Source organism: Streptomyces sp. NBC_01460, from assembly GCF_036227405.1.
Classification (GTDB): Bacteria; Actinomycetota; Actinomycetes; order Streptomycetales; family Streptomycetaceae; genus Streptomyces.
This window is the reverse complement of sequence record NZ_CP109473.1, coordinates 6,425,461-6,444,809: the sequence shown is the minus strand read 5'-3', so window position 1 is coordinate 6,444,809 and position 19,349 is coordinate 6,425,461. Positions and strand designations below refer to the sequence as shown.

The window sequence follows — 19,349 nt, the reverse complement described above, 5'->3', positions numbered from 1 at the left end:
TTCCCGCTTCCCCTTCCTTCTTTCTTGCCTGGAGAGATCTGAGATGGCAACACCCCTGCGTGTACTGGTACATGGCGGCGGCATCGGCGGACTCACCCTCGCCGTCGCGCTCGCCCGGAGCGGGCACACGGTCGAGGTCGTCGAGCTCCGTGACGAGCTGGACGCACTCGGCGTCGGCATCATCCAGCCGTCCAACGCCCTTCACGTCATGCGCGAGGTCGGTGTCCTCGACGCGTGCCTGGCGGCGGGCTTCGAGTGGGAGGTGCTGACCATCTGCGACCCGGCCGGCGCCCCGCTCGCCAAGATCCCGCAGCCCCGGATGGACGGAGCCCCGGCCGGCAACGGCATACCGCGCCCCGCGCTGGCGAGGATCCTGGGCGACGCCACCGCGGCCGCCGGGGTCCCCATCCACTTCGGTACGACGATCAGCGGGCTGACCGACGACGGTTCCGGTGTCGAGGTGGCCCTGTCCGACGGTTCCTCCGCCCGCTGGGACCTCGTCGTCGGCTTCGACGGCATCGGCTCGCCGCTGCGGTCCCGCCTGTACGGCGACCGCTTCACCCCCGAGTACACGGGCTTCTCCAACTGGCGGGTCACCGTGCCCCGTCTGCCCGGGGTCCAGGGTGTCGTGGTGAGTGCCGGCCGGTCGTCCACCAAGGCACTGCTCACCCCGATCACGGACGAGCTGATGTATCTGGCCGCCGTGACCGCCGAGGAGCCGGACTTCCGGCCGGACCCCGCGCGGGCCCACGAGCAGCTCGCGGAGCGCCTCGCGGCGTTCGGCGGGCCCGTCGCCGAGGCGCTGGCCACGGTCACCGCGGCGGACGACGTCGTCTACTCACGCATCTCGCAGGTCACGGTCGACGCGCCCTGGCACGTCGGCCGGGTCGTCATCGCCGGTGACGCCGCGCACGCGAGCACCCCGAACCTCGCGCAGGGTGCGGCGATGGCGGTGGAGGACGCGCTGGTCCTGGCCCGCTCGCTGGACGCGGAGGACGACGTCACGGCGGCGCTCGGCGTGTGGGAGCAGCGCCGCCGCCCCCGGGCGATGTTCGTGCAGAACCTCTCGCGCGCCCTCCTCAAGGAGGAGACGGGGAGCCCGACGACGCCCGAGGAGGACGAGCTCCTGAAGGTCGGAATGGCGGGCGCCGCCCACGTCCTGGTCAAGCCGTACTAGGACGCGTCACACGGTCGGGGGCGGGGCGGCCGGGCCGCCCCGCCCCCTCGCGTTCCCGCTCAGTCCAGCACCGCGATGCCGTCGAGCTCGACGAGGGCCTGCTCGTCCCAGAGCCTGGTCGTCCCGATGACGGCCATGGCCGGGTACTCACGGCCCGCCAGCCGCCGCCAGACGGCCCCCAGCTCAGCGGCGTGGGCACGGTAGTCGGCGACATCGGTGGCGTAGACGGTGACCCTGGCGAGGGAGGTCGGGGCGCCGCCCGCCGCGCGCAGGGCGGTGAGCAGATTCCCCAGGGCCGTCTCGAACTGCTCCGGCAGGGTCTCTCCGACGACCTTGCCGTCGCCGTCCAGAGCCGTCTGGCCGGCCAGGAGGACGAGTGTGCCGCCGGTCGCCGTGACGGCGTGCGAGAAACCGGTGGGCGGGGCGAGCTCGGCGGGGTTGATCCGGGTGATCGGGTTCATGCGGACGTCTCCTGGGTCGCGTACAGCTCCTTGGCGATGATGGTGCGCTGTACCTCGGTGGCGCCCTCGTAGATCCGGGGTGCGCGGACCTCCCGGTAGAGGTGTTCGAGGAGATGGCCCCGGCGCAGGGCCCGCGCGCCGTGCAGCTGGACAGCGGCGTCGACGACGTACTGCGCGGTCTCCGTCGCGTACAGCTTGGCCATGGCGGCGCGCCGGGGCACTCCGGGCTCGCCCGCGTCGTGGGCGGCGGCGGCCGCGTAGACGAGCAGCCGGGCCGCCTCGGTGCGGGTGGCCATCTCGGCGACCTGGTGCGAGACGGCCTGCAGATCCTTGAGCGGGCCGCCGAAGGCGGTGCGGCGCGCCGTGTGCTCCAGGGTGGCGTCGAGCGCGGCGCGCGCCATGCCGACGGCGAACGCCCCGACACTGGGCCGGAAGAGGTTCAGGGTGTCCATGGCGACCCGGAACCCCCGGCCCGGCTCCCCGAGCACGTCCTCGGCCGTCACCGGTACGCCGTCGAGGTCCAGGGCGCCGACGGGGTGCGGGGAGAGCATCTCCAGGGCCGTCCCGGTGAGGCCGGGACGGTCGGCGGGGACGAGGAACGCGGTCACTCCGCGGGCGCCCTCCCCCTCGCCCGTCCGGGCGAAGACGGTGTAGAAGTCGGCCTCGGGGGCGTTGGAGATCCAGCACTTCTCCCCGGTGAGCCGCCAGCCGCCGCCGGGGGCCGGCCGCGCGGCGAGGGCGAGCGCCGCCGCGTCGGATCCGGCGCCCGGCTCGCTGAGCGCGAAGGCGGCGACGGCGCGGCCCGCGCGCACCTCGGGGAGCCAGCGCGCGCGCTGGGCCTCGGTGCCCGCCTGCCGGACCGGCCCGGCGCCCAGCCCCTGGAGTGCGAGTGCGGTCTCCGCCTCGGTGCAGCCCCGGGCCAGTGACTCGCGCAGCAGGCAGAGGTCGAGGGCGCCCGAGCCGAGGAGCCGGTCCAGGAGCCCCAGTCCGCCGAGCGCGGCGACGAGCGGGCGGTTGACGCGACCGGGCTCGCCCTTCTCCGCGAGGGGGCGCAGCTCGTCCCGGGCGAGGGCGTGCAGCTCGTCGCACCAGGCGGTCTGACCTGGTTCGAGGGAGAATGCCGTCATACCGGCGCCTCTCTTGTCACGACTTATCGCGGACCGTTGACTACCGTCACTCAAACGATACGCTCCATGGGCGACAAGGGGGGCGATGCTTCATGAAGCCGTCAGGTACCGCGAGCGCGCACACCGACACCTTCGCGCGCGACCATCTCCCACCCGCCGAGGACCGGCCCGAGCTGGTCTTCGACCTCCCCGAACTGGCCTATCCGGACCGCCTCAACTGCGGGTACGAGCTGCTCGACCGCACCGCCGGCCGGTTCGGTCCCGACCGTCCGGCCTTCCGGAGCGGCGACGGCGACGTCTGGAGCTACGGCGAGCTGCGGGACCGCGTGGACCGGATCGCCCAGGTCCTGCACCACGACCTGGGCGTCGTGCCCGGCAACCGCGTGCTGCTGCGCGGCCCCACGTCGCCGTGGCTCGCGGCCTGCTGGCTCGCCGTGATGAAGGCGGGAGCGGTCGCCGTGACGGTCCTGGACCGGCAGAGGGCCTCGGAGCTCGCCACGATCTGCTCCCTCGCCCGCGTCGGCCACGCCCTCTGCGACATCAGATCGGTCGACGACCTGGCGCGGGCCGCCGTGCCCGGACTGCGCGTCACGACGTACGGGGGTGGCTCCCCCGGCGATCTGACGCGGCTCACGGCAGCCCGGCCGGGGCCCTTCCGGACGGTGGACACCGCCGCCGACGACATCGCGCTCATCGCGTTCACCTCGGGCACCACCGGTCGGCCCAAGGGCTGTATGCACGCCCACCGCGACGTGCTGGCCGTCGCGGACACCTTCGCCCGCCACGTCCTGCGGCCGGGGCCCGACGACGTGTTCGCGGGCAGCCCGCCGCTCGCCTTCACCTTCGGGCTCGGCGGGCTCGTCGTCTTCCCGCTGCGCGCCGGTGCCTCGGCCCTGCTGCTGGAACAGGCGGGCCCCGAGCAGCTCCTGCCCGCACTCGCCGCCCACCGGGTCTCGGTGCTGTTCACCGCGCCGACCGCGTACCGGGTGATGCTCGACTCCCTCGACGGCCACGACCTCTCCGCGCTGCGGCGCTGCGTCTCGGCCGGGGAGAACCTCCCCGCGGCCACCTGGCGGTCCTGGTACGAGCGGACGGGGCTGCGCATCATCAACGGCATCGGGGCGACCGAGCTGCTGCACATCTTCATCTCTGCCGCGGACGAGGCCGTCCGGCCGGGCACCACCGGCGTGCCCGTGCCGGGCTGGCAGGCGCGCGTGGTGGACGAGAACGGCGAGGAGCTGCCCGACGGCGAACCCGGCCTGCTCGCCGTGCGCGGCCCGGTCGGCTGCCGGTACCTCGCCGACGAGCGCCAGCGGGTGTACGTACGCCACGGCTGGAACATCACCGGCGACACCTACGTCCGCGAGCCCGACGGCTACTTCCGCTACGTCGCCCGGGCCGACGACATGATCATCTCCGCCGGGTACAACATCGCCGGCCCGGAGGTCGAGGAGGCCCTCCTCCGCCACCCCGGCGTGGCGGAGGCGGCGGTGGTGGGCCGGGCGGACGAGCTGCGCGGGCAGATCGTGGCCGCGTACGTCGTACCGCGCGAGGGTGTGCGGCTGTCGGCCGACGAGCTGCGCACGTACATGAAGTCCGAACTCGCCCCGTACAAGTGCCCGCGCGCCATCGAGTTCCTGCCCGCGCTCCCCCGGACCGCGACCGGAAAGCTCCAGCGCTTCCTGCTGCGCGGCGGCGCCGCTCTAGAGTGATCCCGTGGCCGAGCACACTCCCCGTTCCCTGATCGTCAGCCTGTACGGCGCGTACGGCCGTCGCCCCGGCAACGCCCCGCTGGCGGTGTCCGAGCTGATCCGGCTTCTGCACGCGGTCGGGGTCGACGCCCCGTCGGTGCGCTCGTCCGTCTCCCGCCTCAAGCGCCGCGGGCTGCTCCTCCCCGCCCGTACGGCGGACGGGGCGGCCGGATACGCCCTGTCGGCCGACGCCCGTCAGCTGCTGGACGACGGCGACCGGCGGATCTACCGGCGTCCGGCGCCCCTGAGCGAGGACGGCTGGGTGCTCGCCGTCTTCTCCGTGCCGGAGGCCGAGCGCCACAAGCGCCACCTGCTGCGCTCCCGTCTCGCGCGGCTCGGCTTCGGCACGGCGGCGCCGGGGGTGTGGATCGCTCCCGCCCGGCTGTACGAGGAGACGCGGCATACGCTGGAGCGCCTCGAACTCGCCCCGTACGTCGACCTGTTCCGCGGGGAGCACCTCGGCTTCGCCGCGACGCGGGAGTCCGTGGCGCGCTGGTGGGACCTGGACGCGATCGCCGCGCTGCACCTCGAGTTCCTGGAGCAGCAGGAGCCGGTGCTGCGGTCCTGGGAGGCGCGGGAGGGCGGCGCGGAGGCGGATCCCGAGGAGGCCTACCGCGACTACCTCCGCGCGCTGGACACCTGGCGGCAGCTGCCGTACGCGGACCCCGGGCTCCCCGGCGAGCTGCTGCCGAAGGACTGGCCGGGAGACCGCTCGGCGGAGGTCTTCGGGCTGCTCCACGCCCGACTGCGGGAAGCGGGGGCCCTGTTCGTCCGGGAGGGCCTCTGACCCGGCGCCGGAAATCGGGATGACCCCAGGACGTGCGACCCGCCAGGATGAGGCATGACCTGGACCTTCACCGACGACGTCGGCCACTTCCTGGACGCGGCCGGAGCGTCCCTGGCCGCTCGGCCGGCCGAGAACACGTTGCTGCTGACCGTCGTCGCCACCCTGCGGGACAACGGGCCGCGGGCCTACGGCCCGGAGCCGCCGGTGCTGGGCTGGTGGCGAGGCGCCGACGGCGCGGTGGCGGGCGCACTGGTGCATACACCTCCGTTCCTGCCGCTCCTGGGCACGGCATCGGCCGAGGCGGTCGGCGCGCTGGCCGACGCGCTTCCGCTGCCGGGCGTCAACGCGGACCGTGACACCGCCCGCGCCCTCGCCGCCCGCTGGCCCCGCCACCGCGTCGACGAGGAGCACCGGCTGTACAGACTGGGCTCGTTGGTGCCGCCCATCCCCGCACCGGCCGGTGGCCCCCGGACCGCCACCACCGCGGACCGGGCGGTGCTCGTCGAGTGGCTGAAGGCGTTCGGCCGGGAGACCGGCCAGTCGGGCGACCGGGCGGAGCGGATCGTGGACGAGCGCACGGCCCACGGTGGCCTGACCGTCTGGGAGACCGACGGCGCCCCCGTGTCGATGGCGGGCGTCTCGCGCAGGATCGCGGGCATGGTGCGGGTGGCGAACGTCTACACGCCGCCGGAGCACCGGGGCCGCGGGTACGCGGCAGCGGTGACGGCGGAGGCGAGCCGCGTGGCGCGGGAGGAGGGGGCCCGGGAGGTACTGCTCTTCACGGATCTCGCGAATCCGACCAGCAACGGTGTCTACCGGCGCATCGGCTACGAGGCCGTCTCGGACCGCCTGCTGATCACCGCGGAGCCGGAGTGAGCACCGGGGCGGCTTCGGCTTCGGCTCCGGCGGAACAGAGCTGGCTGATCGCCGCGAACGTGGTGCGGTGGCGGCGCTACGGCGACGGCGGCCAGGAGCTGCGGCCCGGCACCAAGTCCTACCGGGGCGGCTCGAAGGTGTACGTGATCGGGAGTCACGCCGGTTCGGGGCACGAGCAGCTGACCACGATCGGACGGGGACGCCACACCGGCACGTACATCACCCTCGGCATGGCGACGCGCAACCTGCACACCTTCCGGGCTGTGCCGGTCCACAGCCCGACCGTGCTGCGGCTGTGCGAGGAGGCGGACGTTGGCGGCTGCTGGACGACCCGCGAGGACGCCGAGGAACTGGCCGTCCGCCTGGCCGGGCTGGCCGTCGAGTACCGCACCACCCACTGGGACAGCACGCACCCGGTTCCCTGCCGGTGCCACGAGTGCCTGACGCTCAGCCCAGGGTGAGCCGGGGCTTCGGGGCGTCGGTGCGGCCCGTCGGCGGCGGGCGGCTGCCCGCGCGGTACGGGAGCGGCCAGGAGACACCCGGCCCGGCGTAGCCCTGCTCGGCCGCCGCGTGCAGCGTCCAGTGCGGGTCGTACAGATGGGGGCGGGCCAGGGCGCAGAGATCGGCGCGACCCGCGAGCAGCAGCGAGTTGACGTCGTCCCAGGAGGAGACGGCGCCGACAGCGATGACGGGTACGCCCAGGGAGTTGCGGATCCGGTCGGCGTACGGGGTCTGGTACGAGCGGCCGTACGCGGGGCGTTCCTCCGCGACGACCTGCCCGGTGGACACGTCGATGGCGTCCGCTCCGTGGGCGGCGAACGCGCGCGCGACCGTCAGGGTGTCCTCGTCGCTCGTACCGCCCCGCGCCCAGTCCGTGGCGGAGATCCGCACGGTCATGGGGCGGTCCCCGGGCCATGCGGCGCGGACCGCGTCGAAGACCTCCAGGGGGAAGCGGAGCCGGTTCTCCACGGACCCGCCGTAGGCGTCGTCGCGCTGGTTGGTGAGCGGGGAGAGGAAGCCGGAGAGCAGGTAGCCGTGGGCGCAGTGCAGTTCGAGGAGGTCGAAGCCGCAGCGGGCGGCCCGGTGCGTGGCCTCGGCGAACCGGTCGCGGACCGCGTCCATCCCGGCCCTGTCCAGCGCCTGCGGGACCTGGCTGACCCCATCGGCGTACGGGAGGGGCGAGGCGGCGGCGACCGGCCAGTTGCCCTCCTCCAGCGGCTGGTCGATGCCCTCCCACATCAGCCGGGTGGAGCCCTTGCGGCCGGAGTGGCCCAGCTGGAGGCCGATCGCGGCGCCGGGAGCGGCGTCGTGGACGAAGCGCGTGATCCTGGTCCAGGCGTCGGCCTGTTCATCGGTCCACAGGCCGGTGCAGCCGGGGGTGATGCGTCCGTCGGGGCTCACGCAGACCATCTCGGTCATGACGAGTCCGGCGCCGCCGAGGGCACGGGCGCCGAGGTGGACGAGGTGGAAGTCTCCGGGCATCCCGTCGACGGCGGAGTACATGTCCATGGGCGAGACGACGACCCGGTTGCGGAGTTCGAGGCCGCGCAGCCGCAGCGGGGTGAACATCGGCGGGGTGCCCGGCGGGCAGCCGAACTCCTCCTCGACCTCCTCCGTGAAGCCGGGGTCGCGCAGTCGCAGGTTGTCGTGGGTGACGCGGCGGCTGCGGGTGAGCAGATTGAAGGCGAACCGCCCCAGGGGCTGGTCGACGTACTGCGGGAGCTCCTCGAACCAGCGCAGGCTGGCGGCGGCGGCGCGCTGCGTGGACAGGACGACGGGCCGGCGCTCGGCCTCGTACGCGGCGAGCGCGGTGGGCAGGTCGGGCTCCTCCTCGACGCAGGCGGCCAGGGCCAGGGCGTCCTCGACGGCGAGCTTGGTGCCGGAGCCGATGGAGAAGTGGGCGGTGTGGGCGGCGTCCCCGATGAGGACCGTACCGCCGTGGGACCAGTGCGCGTTGGAGACGGTGGCGAAGGCGAGCCAGGAGGATCTGTTGGACCGCAGCGGCCGGCCGCCGAGCGCTTCGGCGAAGATCTTGGCGCAGCGTTCGGCCGACTGTGCCGTGTCGCAGGTGTCGAGGCCCGCGGCCCGCCAGACCTCCTCGCGCATCTCGACGATGACGGTGGAGGCGCCGGCCGAGAAGGGGTAGGCGTGCAGCTGCATCACGCCGTACTCCGTCTCGGCGATCTCGAAGCGGAAGGCGTCGAACGCGAAGTCGGCGGCGAGCCAGATGTAGCGGTTGCGGTGGCCGGTGACGGTGGGGCGGAAGTGGTGGGCCTGGGCCTCGCGGGTGGCGCTGTGCACGCCGTCGGCGGCGATGACCAGGTCGTGGCCGGTGGCGAGCTCGGCGGCGGGCGGCGCCTCGGTCCCGAAGCGGAGCCGCACGCCGAGGGAGGCGCAGCGCTCGTGCAGGATCCGCAGCAGCGTACGGCGGCCGAGCGCGGCGAAGCCGTGGCCGCCGGAGGTCCGCGTCACCCCCCGGTGCACGACGTCGATCCTGTCCCAGCGGACGAACGCGTCGCTCAGGGCCCGGTACACGACGGGGTCGGCGTGCTCGATGCCGCCGAGCGTCTCGTCGGAGAGGACCACCCCGAAGCCGAAGGTGTCGTCGGGGGCGTTGCGCTCCCACACGGTGATCTCACGGCCGGGGCGGAGCCGCTTGAGCAGGGCGGCGGCGTAGAGCCCGCCGGGTCCGCCGCCGATGACCGCGATCCGCCCCGTGTCCGAGGACGGCATCGCGCTACCTGCCCCGCCACTTCGGCGGCCGCTTCTCGGTGAAGGCGGCGTGGAACTCGGCGTAGTCCTCGCCGTTCATCAGCAGGGCCTGGGTGGCGGCGTCCATCTCGACCGCAGCGGCGAGCGGCATGTCGAGCTCGGCGGTGAGGAGCGCCTTCGTCTGGGCCAGCGCGAGGGCGGGGCCGTCGGCCAGCCGCCTGGCCAGCGCGGCGGCCCGGGCGTCGGCCTCCCCTTCGCCGGTCATCTCGCTGATCAGCCCGATGCGCTCGGCCTCGGGGGCGCGGACGGCTTCGCCGAGCATCAGGATCCGGGTGGCATGCCCCAGGCCGACGACGCGGGGCAGGAGGTAGGCGGCGCCCATGTCACCGCCGGAGAGCCCTACGGCGGTGAAGAGGAAGGCGAAGCGCGCGGAGGGGGCGGCGACCCGGAAGTCGGCTGCCAGGGCGAGGACCGCTCCGGCTCCGGCGGCCACGCCGTGCACGGCGGCGACGACGGGGAAGGGGCACTCGCGGATCGCCCGTACGACCTGTCCGGTCATCCGGTTGAAGTCCAGGAGCTGCGCGGTGTCCATGGCGAGCGTGGCGCCGATGATCTCGTCGACGTCACCGCCGGAGCAGAAGCCGCGCCCCTCACCGGCGAGCACGAGGGCCCGCACGGAACGTTCGCGGGAGAGCTCGGCCAGGAGGTCCCGCAGATCGGCGTAGGCGCCGAAGGTGAGCGCGTTGAGCTTCTCGGGGCGGGCGAGCGTGACGGTCGCCACACCGTCCTGGGTCGTCAGGCGCAGATGCTGCCAGCGCTCCGTACGCGGGGCGGAGCCGGTGAACGGGCTCATGGAAGGGTCCCCTCCAGCCGTCGGGCTGCTGCTGATGCGTTTCGAAGCTATCACTCATCTGTGACTTCCGTCATGAGTGCGCGATAGAGCCGTATGGGGTCACTGTGGCGAAGGTCCCCTTTGCACCGGTCGGCAGCCTCTATGTCTGAGGCGTCGCGCTTCGTATGGTTGAGCGCAGGAAGTCCTGGTACAGAAGCCCGTACCGTCCGGCGACGGAGGACGCGGCCCCGGAGCCCCGGGGCGGACGTCCCTGCCGGATTGTCTCCCTCCCGAACGGAAACTCCCCGCCGTGCCCCCCGACGTCCCCTCACCGCCGCCCCGCTCCTGGCGCATCGCCCTGCCGCACTCCACGGCAGCGGTGCCGATCGCCCGCGCCCTCGTCCGCACCGCGCTGGCGGACCTCGACGCGCCCGCGGACAGTGACACCGCCGAGCTGCTGACCGCGGAGCTGGTCGCCAACGCCGTGGAGCACACGGACGGCTCGGGGCCCATCGAGCTGGTGGTCGAGCTCCTGGCGTCCGGCTGCCAGGTGGAGGTCCACGACCACGACCCGGGCCCGCCCGGGGATCTGTCCCGTCTGCTGCCCGGCGTGGCACCGGACCCGTGGCAGGAGCACGGGCGCGGACTGCTCCTGATCCGCGCCCTCAGCTCAGCCTGCGGCCACCGCCCCACCGAGTACGGCAAGGCGGTCTGGTTCACCCTCCGGTCGGCTCCGACGCCGCCCGGTCCCCCGGCTCCCCGGGGCTGACGAGCCGGGAGCGGCTGCGGCTGTACCCCGCGTACACGAGGGCGCCCACGGCGAGGAAGACGACGAACTGCACCCAGGTCGTCCAGCCCGTGCCGTACATCAGGTACAGGCAGAAGCCGACGCCCAGGATCGGGCTCAGCGGATAGAGCGGCACCCGGAACGAACGCTTCAGCTCCGGGTTGCGGCGACGCAGGGTCATGACGGCGATGTTGACCACGGCCATGGTCGCGAGCGTGCCGATGGTCGTCAGGTTCACGACGACGTCGAGGGAGGAGAACGCGGCCGGCACCGCGAAGACGACCGCCACGATCCACGTGTTGGCGACCGGAGTGCGGGTCTTGGGCGACACCCGCTCGAAGACCCGCGGGATCAGCCCGTCACGGGACATCGACATCAGGATCCGGGTCTGGCCGTACATCACGGCGAGGACGACGGACGCGATGGCCACCACGGCACCGAAGGCGACGATCCCGCCGCCCACGCTCGACTCGGTGACCTGGTCGACGACCAGCGACAGCGCGGCCGGCTTGTCACCCACCGCGTCCGCGCCCAGCGCGCCGATGGCGCCGAGGGCGACGGCGCAGTAGAGCAGCGTGACCACGCCGATGCAGACCATGATCGCGATCGGGATGTTCCGGCGGGGATTCCTGACCTCTTCACCGGCGGTGGTGATGGCGTCGAACCCGATGTACGAGAAGAACGCCACCGACGCGCCTGCGGTGACCCCGGCCATGCCCTGGGGGGCGAAGGGCGAGAGGTGACCGTCCTCGAACGCGGTGAAGGCGATCGCGCAGAACGCGACGAGGATGCCGATCTTCAGGACCGCCATCGCCGCCGTGGCACCCGCGCTCTCCCTGATGCCGCGCACCAGCAGGGTGGCCGCCATCATGACCACGACGACCGCGGGCAGGTTGATCACCCCGCCGTCGCCGGGTCCGGAGGAGAGCGCCTCGGGCAGGCTCCAGCCGATCAGGCTGTCGAGCAGTTCGTTGACGTACTGGCTCCAGCCGACCGCGACCGCCGAGACCGAGACGCCGTACTCCAGCAGCAGGCACCAGCCGACCAGGAACGCGACGCGTTCCCCGAGGGTGGCGTAGGCGAAGGAGTAGGAGCTGCCGGAGACCGGGATGGCCCCGCCGAGCTCGGCGAAGGAGAAGGCGGTGAAGATGCAGGTGACGGCGGCGAGGGCGAACGAGACCACCACGGCGGGGCCCGCCTCGGCGACGCTGTCGGAGAGTCCGACGAAGATCCCGGTGCCGACGATCGCCCCGACGCCGAAGCAGACGAGCTGGAACAGCCCCATGCTGCGCCGCAGACCGTGGCCTTCCAGGTCGGCTCCGGACTCGGCGAGCAGCAGCTCGGGGCTCTTGACGCGGGCCCCGGGCCTGCGCGCAGGGATGTGGGGGGTGGAGGAGGCGGGACTCATGGGGGGACGGGTCTCTTCTCTGGTGGTGCGGGGGACCGAGCCTGTGGGGAGGCTCCCAGCTGGCCATGCGCTCCGGACCGGGCACATGGCGGACCGGCACATGGAAAAGGGGTTCGGGCGTGCGAGCCCGAACCCCACCAAGTAGCACCATCGTAGCCACTTACGCGCATCTTCACCCAATCGGGTGTATGTTCATGCGCCTTGCGCGTCGCCCGCCAGCGTCGCGACGAGCACGGCCTTGATCGTGTGCATCCGGTTCTCGGCCTCGTCGAAGACGACCGAGTGCGAGGACTCGAAGACCTCGTCGGTGACCTCCAGCTCCGAGATGCCGTGCCGCTCGTGGATACCCCTGGCCACCTTCGTGCCGAGGTCGTGGTAGGCCGGGAGGCAGTGCATGAACTTCACGTCGGCGTTGCCCGTGGCGCGCAGCACGTCCATGGTCACGGCATACGGCGCGAGGGCGGCGATGCGTTCGTCCCAGACCTCGACGGGCTCCCCCATGGAGACCCAGACGTCGGTGACGACGAAGTCGGCTCCCCGGACGCCCTCGGTCACGTCCTCGGTGAGGGTGACGCGCGCCCCGCTGGACTCGGCCAGCTTGTGGGCCCGGTCCACGACCTCCTGCGCCGGCCAGTAGGCGGCGGGCGCGACGAGCCGGACGTCCATGCCGAGCAGGGCCCCGGTGATCAGGTAGGAGTTGCCCATGTTGAAGCGGGCGTCGCCCAGGTAGGCGAAGGTGATCTCCTCCAGGGGCTTGGGGCTGTGCTCGGTCATCGTGAGGACGTCGGCGAGCATCTGGGTGGGGTGCCAGTCGTCGGTCAGCCCGTTGAAGACGGGCACACCGCCGTAGGCCGCCAGCTCCTCGACCGCCTCCTGACTGTCGCCCCGGTACTCGATGCCGTCGAACATCCGGCCGAGCACCCGCGCGGTGTCCTTCACCGACTCCTTGTGCCCCATCTGCGAGCCGGAGGGGTCGAGGTACGTCGTGGAGGCGCCCTGGTCGGCGGCGGCCACCTCGAACGCGCAGCGGGTACGGGTCGAGGTCTTCTCGAAGATCAGCGCGATGTTCTTGCCGCACAGCCGCCGCACCTCGCCGCCCGCCTTCTTGGCGGCCTTGAGCTCGGCGGAGAGAGCGATCAGGCCGCGGAACTCCTCGGCCGTGAAGTCCAGCTCCTTGAGGAAATGGCGGCCTGTGAGGTCTATGGCCATGGTGACTGCTCCTGGGTCGGGCTGAGGCGTACGGACGGCTTCCTGGAAGTCTATACGAGCCACCGTATTGCTATACAGGCACTTCCGTCAGCAGCCTCGTCCGTACGCGGCTCCCCCCGCCGTCACCCGGCTCCTCGTCGTCACCCGATCCCTCGTCCGTGGCACCGTGCCTCGTCCGTGGCACCGTGCTTTGTCCGTCACCCGGTCCCCCGCCCGTGACACGGCCCCGTCCGTCAGACGGGATCACGCACCACGGGGCAGCTCATGCAGCGCGGGCCGCCCCGGCCCCGCCCCAGCTCGCTGCCACAGATCTCGATGACCTCGATGCCCTCGTTGCGCAGATACGTGTTGGTGGTGGCGTTCCGCTCGTACGCGACGACGACCCCGGGCTCCACGGCCAGCACGTTGCACCCGTCGTCCCACTGCTCGCGCTCGGCCGCGTGCACGTCCTGGGTGGCGGTGAGCACCCGGATCGCGTCCAGGCCGAGCGCGGCGGCGATCGCCCGGTGCATGTGCTCGGGCGGATGATCGGTGACCTTCAGCTCACGTGGGCCGGTGCCCGGCTCGATCGTGTAGGAGCGGAGCATCCCGAGTCCGGCGTACTTGGTGAACGTGTCACCGTCGATCATCGTCATCACCGTGTCGAGGTGCATGAACGCCCGGCGCTTCGGCATGTCCAGGGCCACGATCGTCCGGGCCGACCCCGCGTCGAAGAGCCCTCTGGCCAGCATCTCCACGGCCTGCGGGGTGGTGCGCTCACTCATTCCGATCAGGACGGCGCCCCGGCCGATGACGAGGACGTCGCCGCCCTCGATGGTGGACGGATAGTCGTCCTGGCCCTCCGACCAGTGGTGGAAGACGCCGGCCTCGGGCCCGGTGAACAGGGGATGGTGGCGGTAGATCGCCTCGAAGTGCACGGTCTCCCGCTGTCTGGCCGGCCAGCGCATCGCGTTGATGGACACGCCGTCGTAGATCCAGGCGGAGGTGTCGCGGGTGAAGATGTGGTTGGGCAGGGGGCTGAGCAGGAAGTCGTCCAGATCCATGACGTGGAAGCGCACGGAGGTCGGCTCGGCGTGCCGCTCCAGGAACTCCCGCTTGGTCATCCCGCCCACGAGGGCTTCGGTCAGCTCCGCGGCGGACAGCTCCTCGAACACCGAACGCAGATGCTCGGTGGCGAGCGGCCCGTACTCCTTCTCCGCGAAGACCCGGTCCAGGACGAGTCGCCGCGCGACCGGGATGTCGAGGGACTCCCGGAGCAGGTCACCGAAGAGATGGACCTCCACTCCCCGGTCGCGCAGCACATCGGCGAAACCGTCGTGTTCCTCCCTGGCGCGGCGCACCCAGAGCACGTCGTCGAAGAGAAGAGCGTCCTTGTTGCTGGGGGTGAGCCGCTTCAGCTCCAGATCGGGGCGGTGCAGGATGACGCGGCGCAGCCGCCCGGCCTCGGAATCGACATGGAATCCCATGCCCTCATCCTCACCGCGCGAGACGCCGTTCACCCTGCGAACCGCCACCCCGTTCCGGGGCAGGCCGGGAACGGGCACCGGCGAGGGCCGTTCCCGGCTCATGGCGTACGGCCGCGTCCGGCGGTGTCCACCACGGGAGCGGTGTTCGCCGGTACCGGCGTGCCGACCGGGCCGCCCGGGGGCACCGCCACCGAGACTGAGGCCCTCCCCCACCTCGAAGGAGCCTCACCATGCCGGCCAGCCCGCCCCTGCCCCCGGTGGTCAGTGCCTTCCTGGACGCCGCGAACGCCCATGACACCGCCGCCTGGCTGCGGACCTTCGCGCCGGACGGCGCCGTGGACGACTGGGGACGCGTGTTCACCGGGTACGAGGAGGTGCACGGCTGGAGCGACGCGGAGTTCATCGGCGCGCGCGTCACCCTCGACGTCACCGAGGTGTCGGCGGGACCCGGGGACGAGGACGTCACCGTCCTGGCGCAGGTCGGCGGGGACGGCTTCAACGGCCCGTCCCACTTCACGTTCACCGTGCGGGAGGGCCTCATCGGCCTGATGCGCATCACCGGCTGACCGCGCCAGGGCCGCCGTGCCCCGGACGGGCGAGCCGCCCGTCCGGGGCACGGTCCTGCTGCGGCCGGGACCGCGCCCCTCCTACGGCCGGGGGCGGCTCCTACAGCCGGGGGTCGACCGGCTCCGACTCCAGGGCGAGCACCGCGAAGACCGCCTCGTGGATCCGCCAGAGCGGCTCCCCCTCGGCCAGCCGGTCGAGCGCCTCCAGGCCGAGGGCGTACTCCCGCAGGGCCAGCGACCGCTTGTGGCCGAGGAACCGGGAGCGCAGACGCTCCAGATTCTCCTGCCGCGTGTACTCGGGGCCGTAGATGATCCGCAGGTACTCCCGGCCGCGCACCTTGATGCCCGGCTGGACGAGCCTGCCCTTCGCGTCCCGGACCACGGCGCCGAGCGGCTTGACGACCATGCCCTCGCCCCCGCGGCCGGTCATCTCCAGCCACCAGTCGACGCCGGAGCGCACGGAGGCCTCGTCACCCGTGTCGACGACGAGACGCCGCGTGACCTGGAGCAGTCCGGTCGGGTCGTGCTCGACGAGGCGGTCCAGCCAGGCCAGCTGCTCGTCGTGCGCCACGGAGGCCAGGGAGCGGCCCTGCACCGCAAGGATCTGGAACGGCGCCAGCCGGACACCGTCGAGCCCTTCGGTGCTCCAGCAGTAGCGGCGGTAGGCCTCCGTGAAGGCGGCGGCGTCCGTCGCGCGCTCCCGCTGACGGCCGGCGAGGTCGCCGACGTCGATGCCCCTGGCGAGCGCCGCCGCCAGGGCGCCCTCCGCCACGGGCAGGACCGCGCCCGCGGCGGCGCCCACGGCCGCGTACTGCGAACGGAGCAGGCCCGCGGCCTTGAGGGACCAGGGCATCAGCTCGGCGTCGAGCAGCACCCAGTCGGTGTCCCACTCGTCCCAGAGTCCGGCGGCGGTGACCGCCGTACGCAACCGGCCGAGGACGACCTCGGTGAGTGCCGTGTCGTCCAGGAACGGCCGCCCGGTACGGGTGTACAGGGCGCCGGTGGGACCTCCCTCACCGCCGGGGGCGTGGGAGGCGCCCCCGACGCCGAAGCGCTCGCGGGCCGTCGCGGCGTCGCGGCAGACGAGAGCCACGGCGCGCGAGCCCATGTGCTTCTCCTCGCAGACCACCTTGTCCACGCCGTCCGCACGGTACTGCGCGAAGGCCTCGGCCGGATGCTCCAGGAAGCCGTCCTCGTGGGAGGTGGCGGTCGGCGCCATCGTCGGGGGCAGATAGGCCAGCAGCCGGGGGTCGACGGCGAAGCGGCTCATGACTTCCAGCGCCGCCGCCGCGTTCTCCTCGCGCACCGCGACGCGGCCCATGTGCCGGGTCTCCACGATGCGGCGGCCCTGCACGTCGGCGAGGTCGAGCGGCCGGCCCTCACGCCCTCCCGGGGCCTCGGTGGTCAGCGGCTTCACGGGCTCGTACCAGACGCGCTCGGCCGGCACGTCGACGATCTCGCGCTCCGGCCAGCGCAGGGCCGTCATCTTCCCGCCGAAGACGGCGCCGGTGTCCAGGCAGAGCGTGTTGTTCACCCAGGAGGCCACGGGCACCGGGGTGTGCCCGTAGACCACCGCGGCACTGCCCCGGTAGTCCTCCGCCCACGGGTAGCGGACGGGCAGGCCGAACTCGTCGGTCTCGCCGGTCGTCTCCCCGTACAGGGCGTGCGAGCGGACCCGCCCCGAGGTACGCCCGTGGTACTTCTCGGGCAGCCCCGCGTGGCAGACGACCAGCTTGCCCTCGTCGAGGACGTAGTGGCTGACCAGTCCGTCGATGAACTCCGCGACCTCCTTGCGGAACTCGGGGTGCTCGGCGTCCTCCCGCTCCAGCTGCTCCACGGTCTCGGCGAGACCGTGGCTGTGCTGGACCTTGCGTCCCTTGAGATGGCGGCCGAGCTTGTTCTCGTGGTTGCCGGGGACGCACAGTGCGTTCCCCGACGCCACCATGGACATGACGCGGCGCAGCACACCGGGGCTGTCGGGGCCGCGGTCGACGAGGTCGCCGACGAACACGGCGGTACGCCCCTCGGGGTGCGCGCCGTCCTTGTACCCCAGCTCACCGAGCAGGGTGTCCAGCTCGGAACTGCATCCGTGGATGTCGCCGATGATGTCGAACGGACCGGTGAGGTGCCGGAGGTCGTTGTAGCGGCGCTCGATGACGACCTCCGCGGTGTCGGCCTCCTCCTCGGTGCGCAGGACGTGCACCTTGCGGAAGCCTTCGCGCTCCAGTCCGCGCAGGGAGCGGCGCAGCTCGCGGCGGTGACGCTGCACGACGTGGCGGGGCATGCCGGAGCGGTCGGGGCGGGCGGCGTTGCGCGCCTGGCAGACCTCTTCCGGCAGGTCGAGCACGACGGCGATGGGCAGCACGTCGTGCTCGCGGGCCAGCTGGACGAGCTGCTTGCGGCTCTCGGGCTGCACGTTGGTGGCGTCCACGACGGTGAGGCGGCCGGCCGCGAGGCGTTTGCCCGCGATGTAGTGGAGCACGTCGAAGGCGTCGCGGCTGGCGCTCTGGTCGTTCTCGTCGTCGGCGACGAGACCTCGGCAGAAGTCCGACGAGATGACCTCGGTGGGCTTGAAGTTCTTGCGGGCGAAGGTGGACTTGCCCGATCCGCTGGCGCCGATGAGGACGACGAGGGACAGGTCGGTCACCGGCAGGGTGCGAGAGGTACCGGTCATGCGGCTTCCGCCTCCTTCGTCGTCGTCTCGTGGGCCGTGGTCATCGTGAACACGGCCATCTGTGTGGGAGGCCCCACCTCGGGGTCCTCCGGTCCCACGGGTACGAACTCCGCCGTGTAGCCGTGGCGTCCGGCGACCTGTCCGGCCCACTCCTGGAACTGCTCCCGGGTCCATTCGAAGCGGTGGTCGCTGTGGCGCACGTGCCCGGCGGGGAGTGTCTCCCAGCGGACGTTGTACTCGACGTTGGGCGTCGTCACCAGCACGGTCCGCGGTCGCGCGGTGCCGAACACCGCGTACTCCAGGGCGGGGAGCCGGTCCAGGTCGAGGTGCTCGATCACCTCGCTCAGGACGGCGGCGTCGTACCCCTTCAACTGCTTGTCCGTGTAGGTGAGCGCGCCCTGGCGGAGGGTGACCCGCCCGGCCTGCCGCTCGCCCATCCGGTCCAGCTTCAGCCGGCGTGCGGCGACGGTCAGCGCACGCACCGACACGTCGACCCCGACGATCTCCGTGAAGCGCACGTCCTTGAGCAGGGCCTGCACCAACTGGCCCTGGCCGCAGCCCAGGTCGAGCACACGGCTCGCCCCGGCGGCGCGCAGCGCCTCCAGGACCGCCGAGCGGCGCCGCTCGGCGAGCGGGAGCGGCTTCTCCTCCGTGTCGGTGGTCTCGTCCACCGCGTTGTCGACGCTCTCCACCTCGAGGTCGTCCGACTCGGCGAGCCGGACCAGCTCGAGCCGCTCCGTCGCCTGCCGGGTGAGACCCAGGCGGCGGGAGAGATAGCGGCTGGTGATCAGCCTCTGCTCAGGGTGGCCCGCGAGCCAGCCCTCGCCGGCCCGCAGGAGCTTGTCCACCTCGTCGGGCGCGACCCAGTAGTGCTTGGCGTCGTCGAGCACCGGCAGCAGCACGTACAGCTGACGCAGGGCGTCCGCGAGCCGCAGCTCCCCTTCGAGCACGAGATGTACGTAGCGCGAGTCGCCCCACTCCGGGAACCGCTCGTCCAGAGGTACGGGCACGGCCTCGACCCGCGTCCAGCCGAGCGGGAGGAACAGCTTCCGCACCAGCTCCGCCCCGCCGCGTGCGGGCAGCGCGGGGACCTCGACGCGCAGGGGCAACGATTCCCGGGCCCGCTCGGGCAGCGCCCGGCACTCCCCCTTCAGCGCGGACTTGAACACCGTCGTCATCGCGACCGAGAGCAGCGACGACGCCGCGTACGGCCGGTCGTTGACGTACTGCGCGAGCGCCGCGTCAGGTGCTCCGCCCCGGCCCTTGCCCTTGCCGCGCCTCACCAGCGCCACCGGATCCACCTCCAGCAGCAGCGCGGCGGTGCAGCGCTCCGCGGACGCCTCGGGGTAGAAGACGTGCGCGGTGCCGTGCGAGGTGGAGAACGTCTGCGCCTTGTCCGGATGCTTGTGCAGGAGATAACCGAGATCGGTGGCGGGACGCTCAGGGGTGCCGGTCGTACTGATAGTCAGGAACACCCGTCCGAGTATGGTGCGGTGGTCCGTCTCCCACCAGGCCT

16 protein-coding genes are annotated in these 19,349 nt (G+C 72.6%); 7 read left to right on the top strand and 9 right to left on the bottom strand.

Going from position 1 to position 19,349, the window contains the following annotated elements; all coding sequences use genetic code 11:
- Window positions 1-43 precede the first annotated feature (43 nt).
- Complete coding sequence (locus OG488_RS29135; protein WP_329233961.1) at window positions 44-1,177, top strand: FAD-dependent monooxygenase; 1,134 nt, start codon at window positions 44-46, stop codon at window positions 1,175-1,177.
- A gap of 59 nt (window positions 1,178-1,236) precedes the next feature.
- On the opposite strand, the gene OG488_RS29130 is transcribed toward OG488_RS29135, so the two are convergent.
- Together OG488_RS29130 and OG488_RS29125 are read right to left on the bottom strand one after the other, a co-directional pair.
- Window positions 1,237-1,638, bottom strand: a complete 402-nt coding sequence (locus tag OG488_RS29130) for a RidA family protein (protein ID WP_329233959.1) — start codon at window positions 1,636-1,638, stop codon at window positions 1,237-1,239.
- Window positions 1,635-2,765: an acyl-CoA dehydrogenase family protein gene (locus tag OG488_RS29125; protein WP_329233957.1), complete on the bottom strand. Its 1,131-nt coding sequence runs from the start codon at window positions 2,763-2,765 to the stop codon at window positions 1,635-1,637. Before OG488_RS29125 ends, OG488_RS29130 begins: the two co-directional genes overlap by 4 nt.
- Before the next feature lie 92 nt (window positions 2,766-2,857).
- Between OG488_RS29125 and OG488_RS29120 the strand changes: the two genes are divergently transcribed.
- The 4 genes from OG488_RS29120 to OG488_RS29105 are packed head-to-tail and all read left to right on the top strand — an operon-like array spanning window position 2,858 to window position 6,640.
- Complete coding sequence (locus OG488_RS29120; protein WP_329233955.1) at window positions 2,858-4,477, top strand: AMP-binding protein; 1,620 nt, start codon at window positions 2,858-2,860, stop codon at window positions 4,475-4,477.
- 4 nt (window positions 4,478-4,481) lie between these two features.
- Window positions 4,482-5,303: a PaaX family transcriptional regulator gene (locus OG488_RS29115; RefSeq protein ID WP_329233953.1), complete on the top strand. Its 822-nt coding sequence runs from the start codon at window positions 4,482-4,484 to the stop codon at window positions 5,301-5,303.
- A gap of 54 nt (window positions 5,304-5,357) precedes the next feature.
- Window positions 5,358-6,179 carry a GNAT family N-acetyltransferase gene (locus OG488_RS29110; protein ID WP_329233951.1) on the top strand — a complete coding sequence of 274 codons (822 nt, stop codon included), beginning with the start codon at window positions 5,358-5,360 and terminating at the stop codon, window positions 6,177-6,179.
- Entirely contained in the window at window positions 6,176-6,640 is a 465-nt protein-coding gene (locus OG488_RS29105) for a hypothetical protein (RefSeq protein ID WP_329233949.1), read from the top strand. The genes OG488_RS29110 and OG488_RS29105 overlap by 4 nt, the downstream gene beginning before the upstream one ends.
- Here the strand turns inward: OG488_RS29105 and OG488_RS29100 are convergent.
- Together OG488_RS29100 and OG488_RS29095 are read right to left on the bottom strand one after the other, a co-directional pair.
- The gene (locus tag OG488_RS29100; RefSeq protein WP_329233947.1) at window positions 6,627-8,912 is read right to left on the bottom strand and encodes a bifunctional salicylyl-CoA 5-hydroxylase/oxidoreductase; all 2,286 of its coding nucleotides are present in this window, start codon (window positions 8,910-8,912) and stop codon (window positions 6,627-6,629) included. The genes OG488_RS29105 and OG488_RS29100 overlap by 14 nt on opposite strands.
- A gap of 4 nt (window positions 8,913-8,916) precedes the next feature.
- Window positions 8,917-9,744: an enoyl-CoA hydratase family protein gene (locus OG488_RS29095; protein WP_329233945.1), complete on the bottom strand. Its 828-nt coding sequence runs from the start codon at window positions 9,742-9,744 to the stop codon at window positions 8,917-8,919.
- A 289-nt stretch (window positions 9,745-10,033) separates the two neighbouring features.
- Here OG488_RS29095 and OG488_RS29090 point away from each other — a divergent pair, with 289 nt between their 5' ends.
- Window positions 10,034-10,492 carry an ATP-binding protein gene (locus OG488_RS29090; protein WP_329233944.1) on the top strand — a complete coding sequence of 153 codons (459 nt, stop codon included), beginning with the start codon at window positions 10,034-10,036 and terminating at the stop codon, window positions 10,490-10,492.
- Here the strand turns inward: OG488_RS29090 and OG488_RS29085 are convergent.
- The 3 genes from OG488_RS29085 to OG488_RS29075 form a co-directional block, all read right to left on the bottom strand.
- Window positions 10,440-11,918: an amino acid permease gene (locus OG488_RS29085; RefSeq protein ID WP_329233942.1), complete on the bottom strand. Its 1,479-nt coding sequence runs from the start codon at window positions 11,916-11,918 to the stop codon at window positions 10,440-10,442. The two genes, OG488_RS29090 and OG488_RS29085, sit on opposite strands and share 53 nt — an antisense overlap.
- Window positions 11,919-12,110: 192 nt before the next feature.
- A complete protein-coding gene (gene argF, locus OG488_RS29080) occupies window positions 12,111-13,127 on the bottom strand; it encodes an ornithine carbamoyltransferase (RefSeq protein ID WP_329233940.1) in 1,017 nt (338 codons plus the stop codon).
- Window positions 13,128-13,360: 233 nt separating this feature from the next.
- Window positions 13,361-14,593 carry an arginine deiminase gene (locus OG488_RS29075; RefSeq protein ID WP_329233938.1) on the bottom strand — a complete coding sequence of 411 codons (1,233 nt, stop codon included), beginning with the start codon at window positions 14,591-14,593 and terminating at the stop codon, window positions 13,361-13,363.
- A gap of 230 nt (window positions 14,594-14,823) precedes the next feature.
- Here OG488_RS29075 and OG488_RS29070 point away from each other — a divergent pair, with 230 nt between their 5' ends.
- Complete coding sequence (locus tag OG488_RS29070) at window positions 14,824-15,159, top strand: nuclear transport factor 2 family protein (RefSeq protein WP_329233937.1); 336 nt, start codon at window positions 14,824-14,826, stop codon at window positions 15,157-15,159.
- A 100-nt stretch (window positions 15,160-15,259) separates the two neighbouring features.
- Here the strand turns inward: OG488_RS29070 and OG488_RS29065 are convergent, their stop codons facing one another.
- Window positions 15,260-17,833 carry a polynucleotide kinase-phosphatase gene (locus tag OG488_RS29065; protein ID WP_329233935.1) on the bottom strand — a complete coding sequence of 858 codons (2,574 nt, stop codon included), beginning with the start codon at window positions 17,831-17,833 and terminating at the stop codon, window positions 15,260-15,262.
- Complete coding sequence (locus OG488_RS29060) at window positions 17,830-19,308, bottom strand: 3' terminal RNA ribose 2'-O-methyltransferase Hen1 (RefSeq protein WP_329233933.1); 1,479 nt, start codon at window positions 19,306-19,308, stop codon at window positions 17,830-17,832. Before OG488_RS29060 ends, OG488_RS29065 begins: the two co-directional genes overlap by 4 nt.
- Window positions 19,309-19,349: the final 41 nt, after the last annotated feature.

Bases quoted from the DNA above. Each gene is read 5' to 3' on its own strand.
- argF (WP_329233940.1), bottom strand. From the start codon at position 13,127: ATGGCCATAGACCTCACAGGCCGCCATTTCCTCAAGGAGCTGGACTTC.
- OG488_RS29125 (WP_329233957.1), bottom strand. From the start codon at position 2,765: ATGACGGCATTCTCCCTCGAACCAGGTCAGACCGCCTGGTGCGACGAG.
- OG488_RS29070 (WP_329233937.1), top strand. From the start codon at position 14,824: ATGCCGGCCAGCCCGCCCCTGCCCCCGGTGGTCAGTGCCTTCCTGGAC.
- OG488_RS29095 (WP_329233945.1), bottom strand. From the start codon at position 9,744: ATGAGCCCGTTCACCGGCTCCGCCCCGCGTACGGAGCGCTGGCAGCAT.
- OG488_RS29120 (WP_329233955.1), top strand. From the start codon at position 2,858: ATGAAGCCGTCAGGTACCGCGAGCGCGCACACCGACACCTTCGCGCGC.
- OG488_RS29085 (WP_329233942.1), bottom strand. From the start codon at position 11,918: ATGAGTCCCGCCTCCTCCACCCCCCACATCCCTGCGCGCAGGCCCGGG.
- OG488_RS29075 (WP_329233938.1), bottom strand. From the start codon at position 14,593: ATGGGATTCCATGTCGATTCCGAGGCCGGGCGGCTGCGCCGCGTCATC.
- OG488_RS29100 (WP_329233947.1), bottom strand. From the start codon at position 8,912: ATGCCGTCCTCGGACACGGGGCGGATCGCGGTCATCGGCGGCGGACCC.
- OG488_RS29135 (WP_329233961.1), top strand. From the start codon at position 44: ATGGCAACACCCCTGCGTGTACTGGTACATGGCGGCGGCATCGGCGGA.
- OG488_RS29065 (WP_329233935.1), bottom strand. From the start codon at position 17,833: ATGACCGGTACCTCTCGCACCCTGCCGGTGACCGACCTGTCCCTCGTC.
- OG488_RS29130 (WP_329233959.1), bottom strand. From the start codon at position 1,638: ATGAACCCGATCACCCGGATCAACCCCGCCGAGCTCGCCCCGCCCACC.
- OG488_RS29110 (WP_329233951.1), top strand. From the start codon at position 5,358: ATGACCTGGACCTTCACCGACGACGTCGGCCACTTCCTGGACGCGGCC.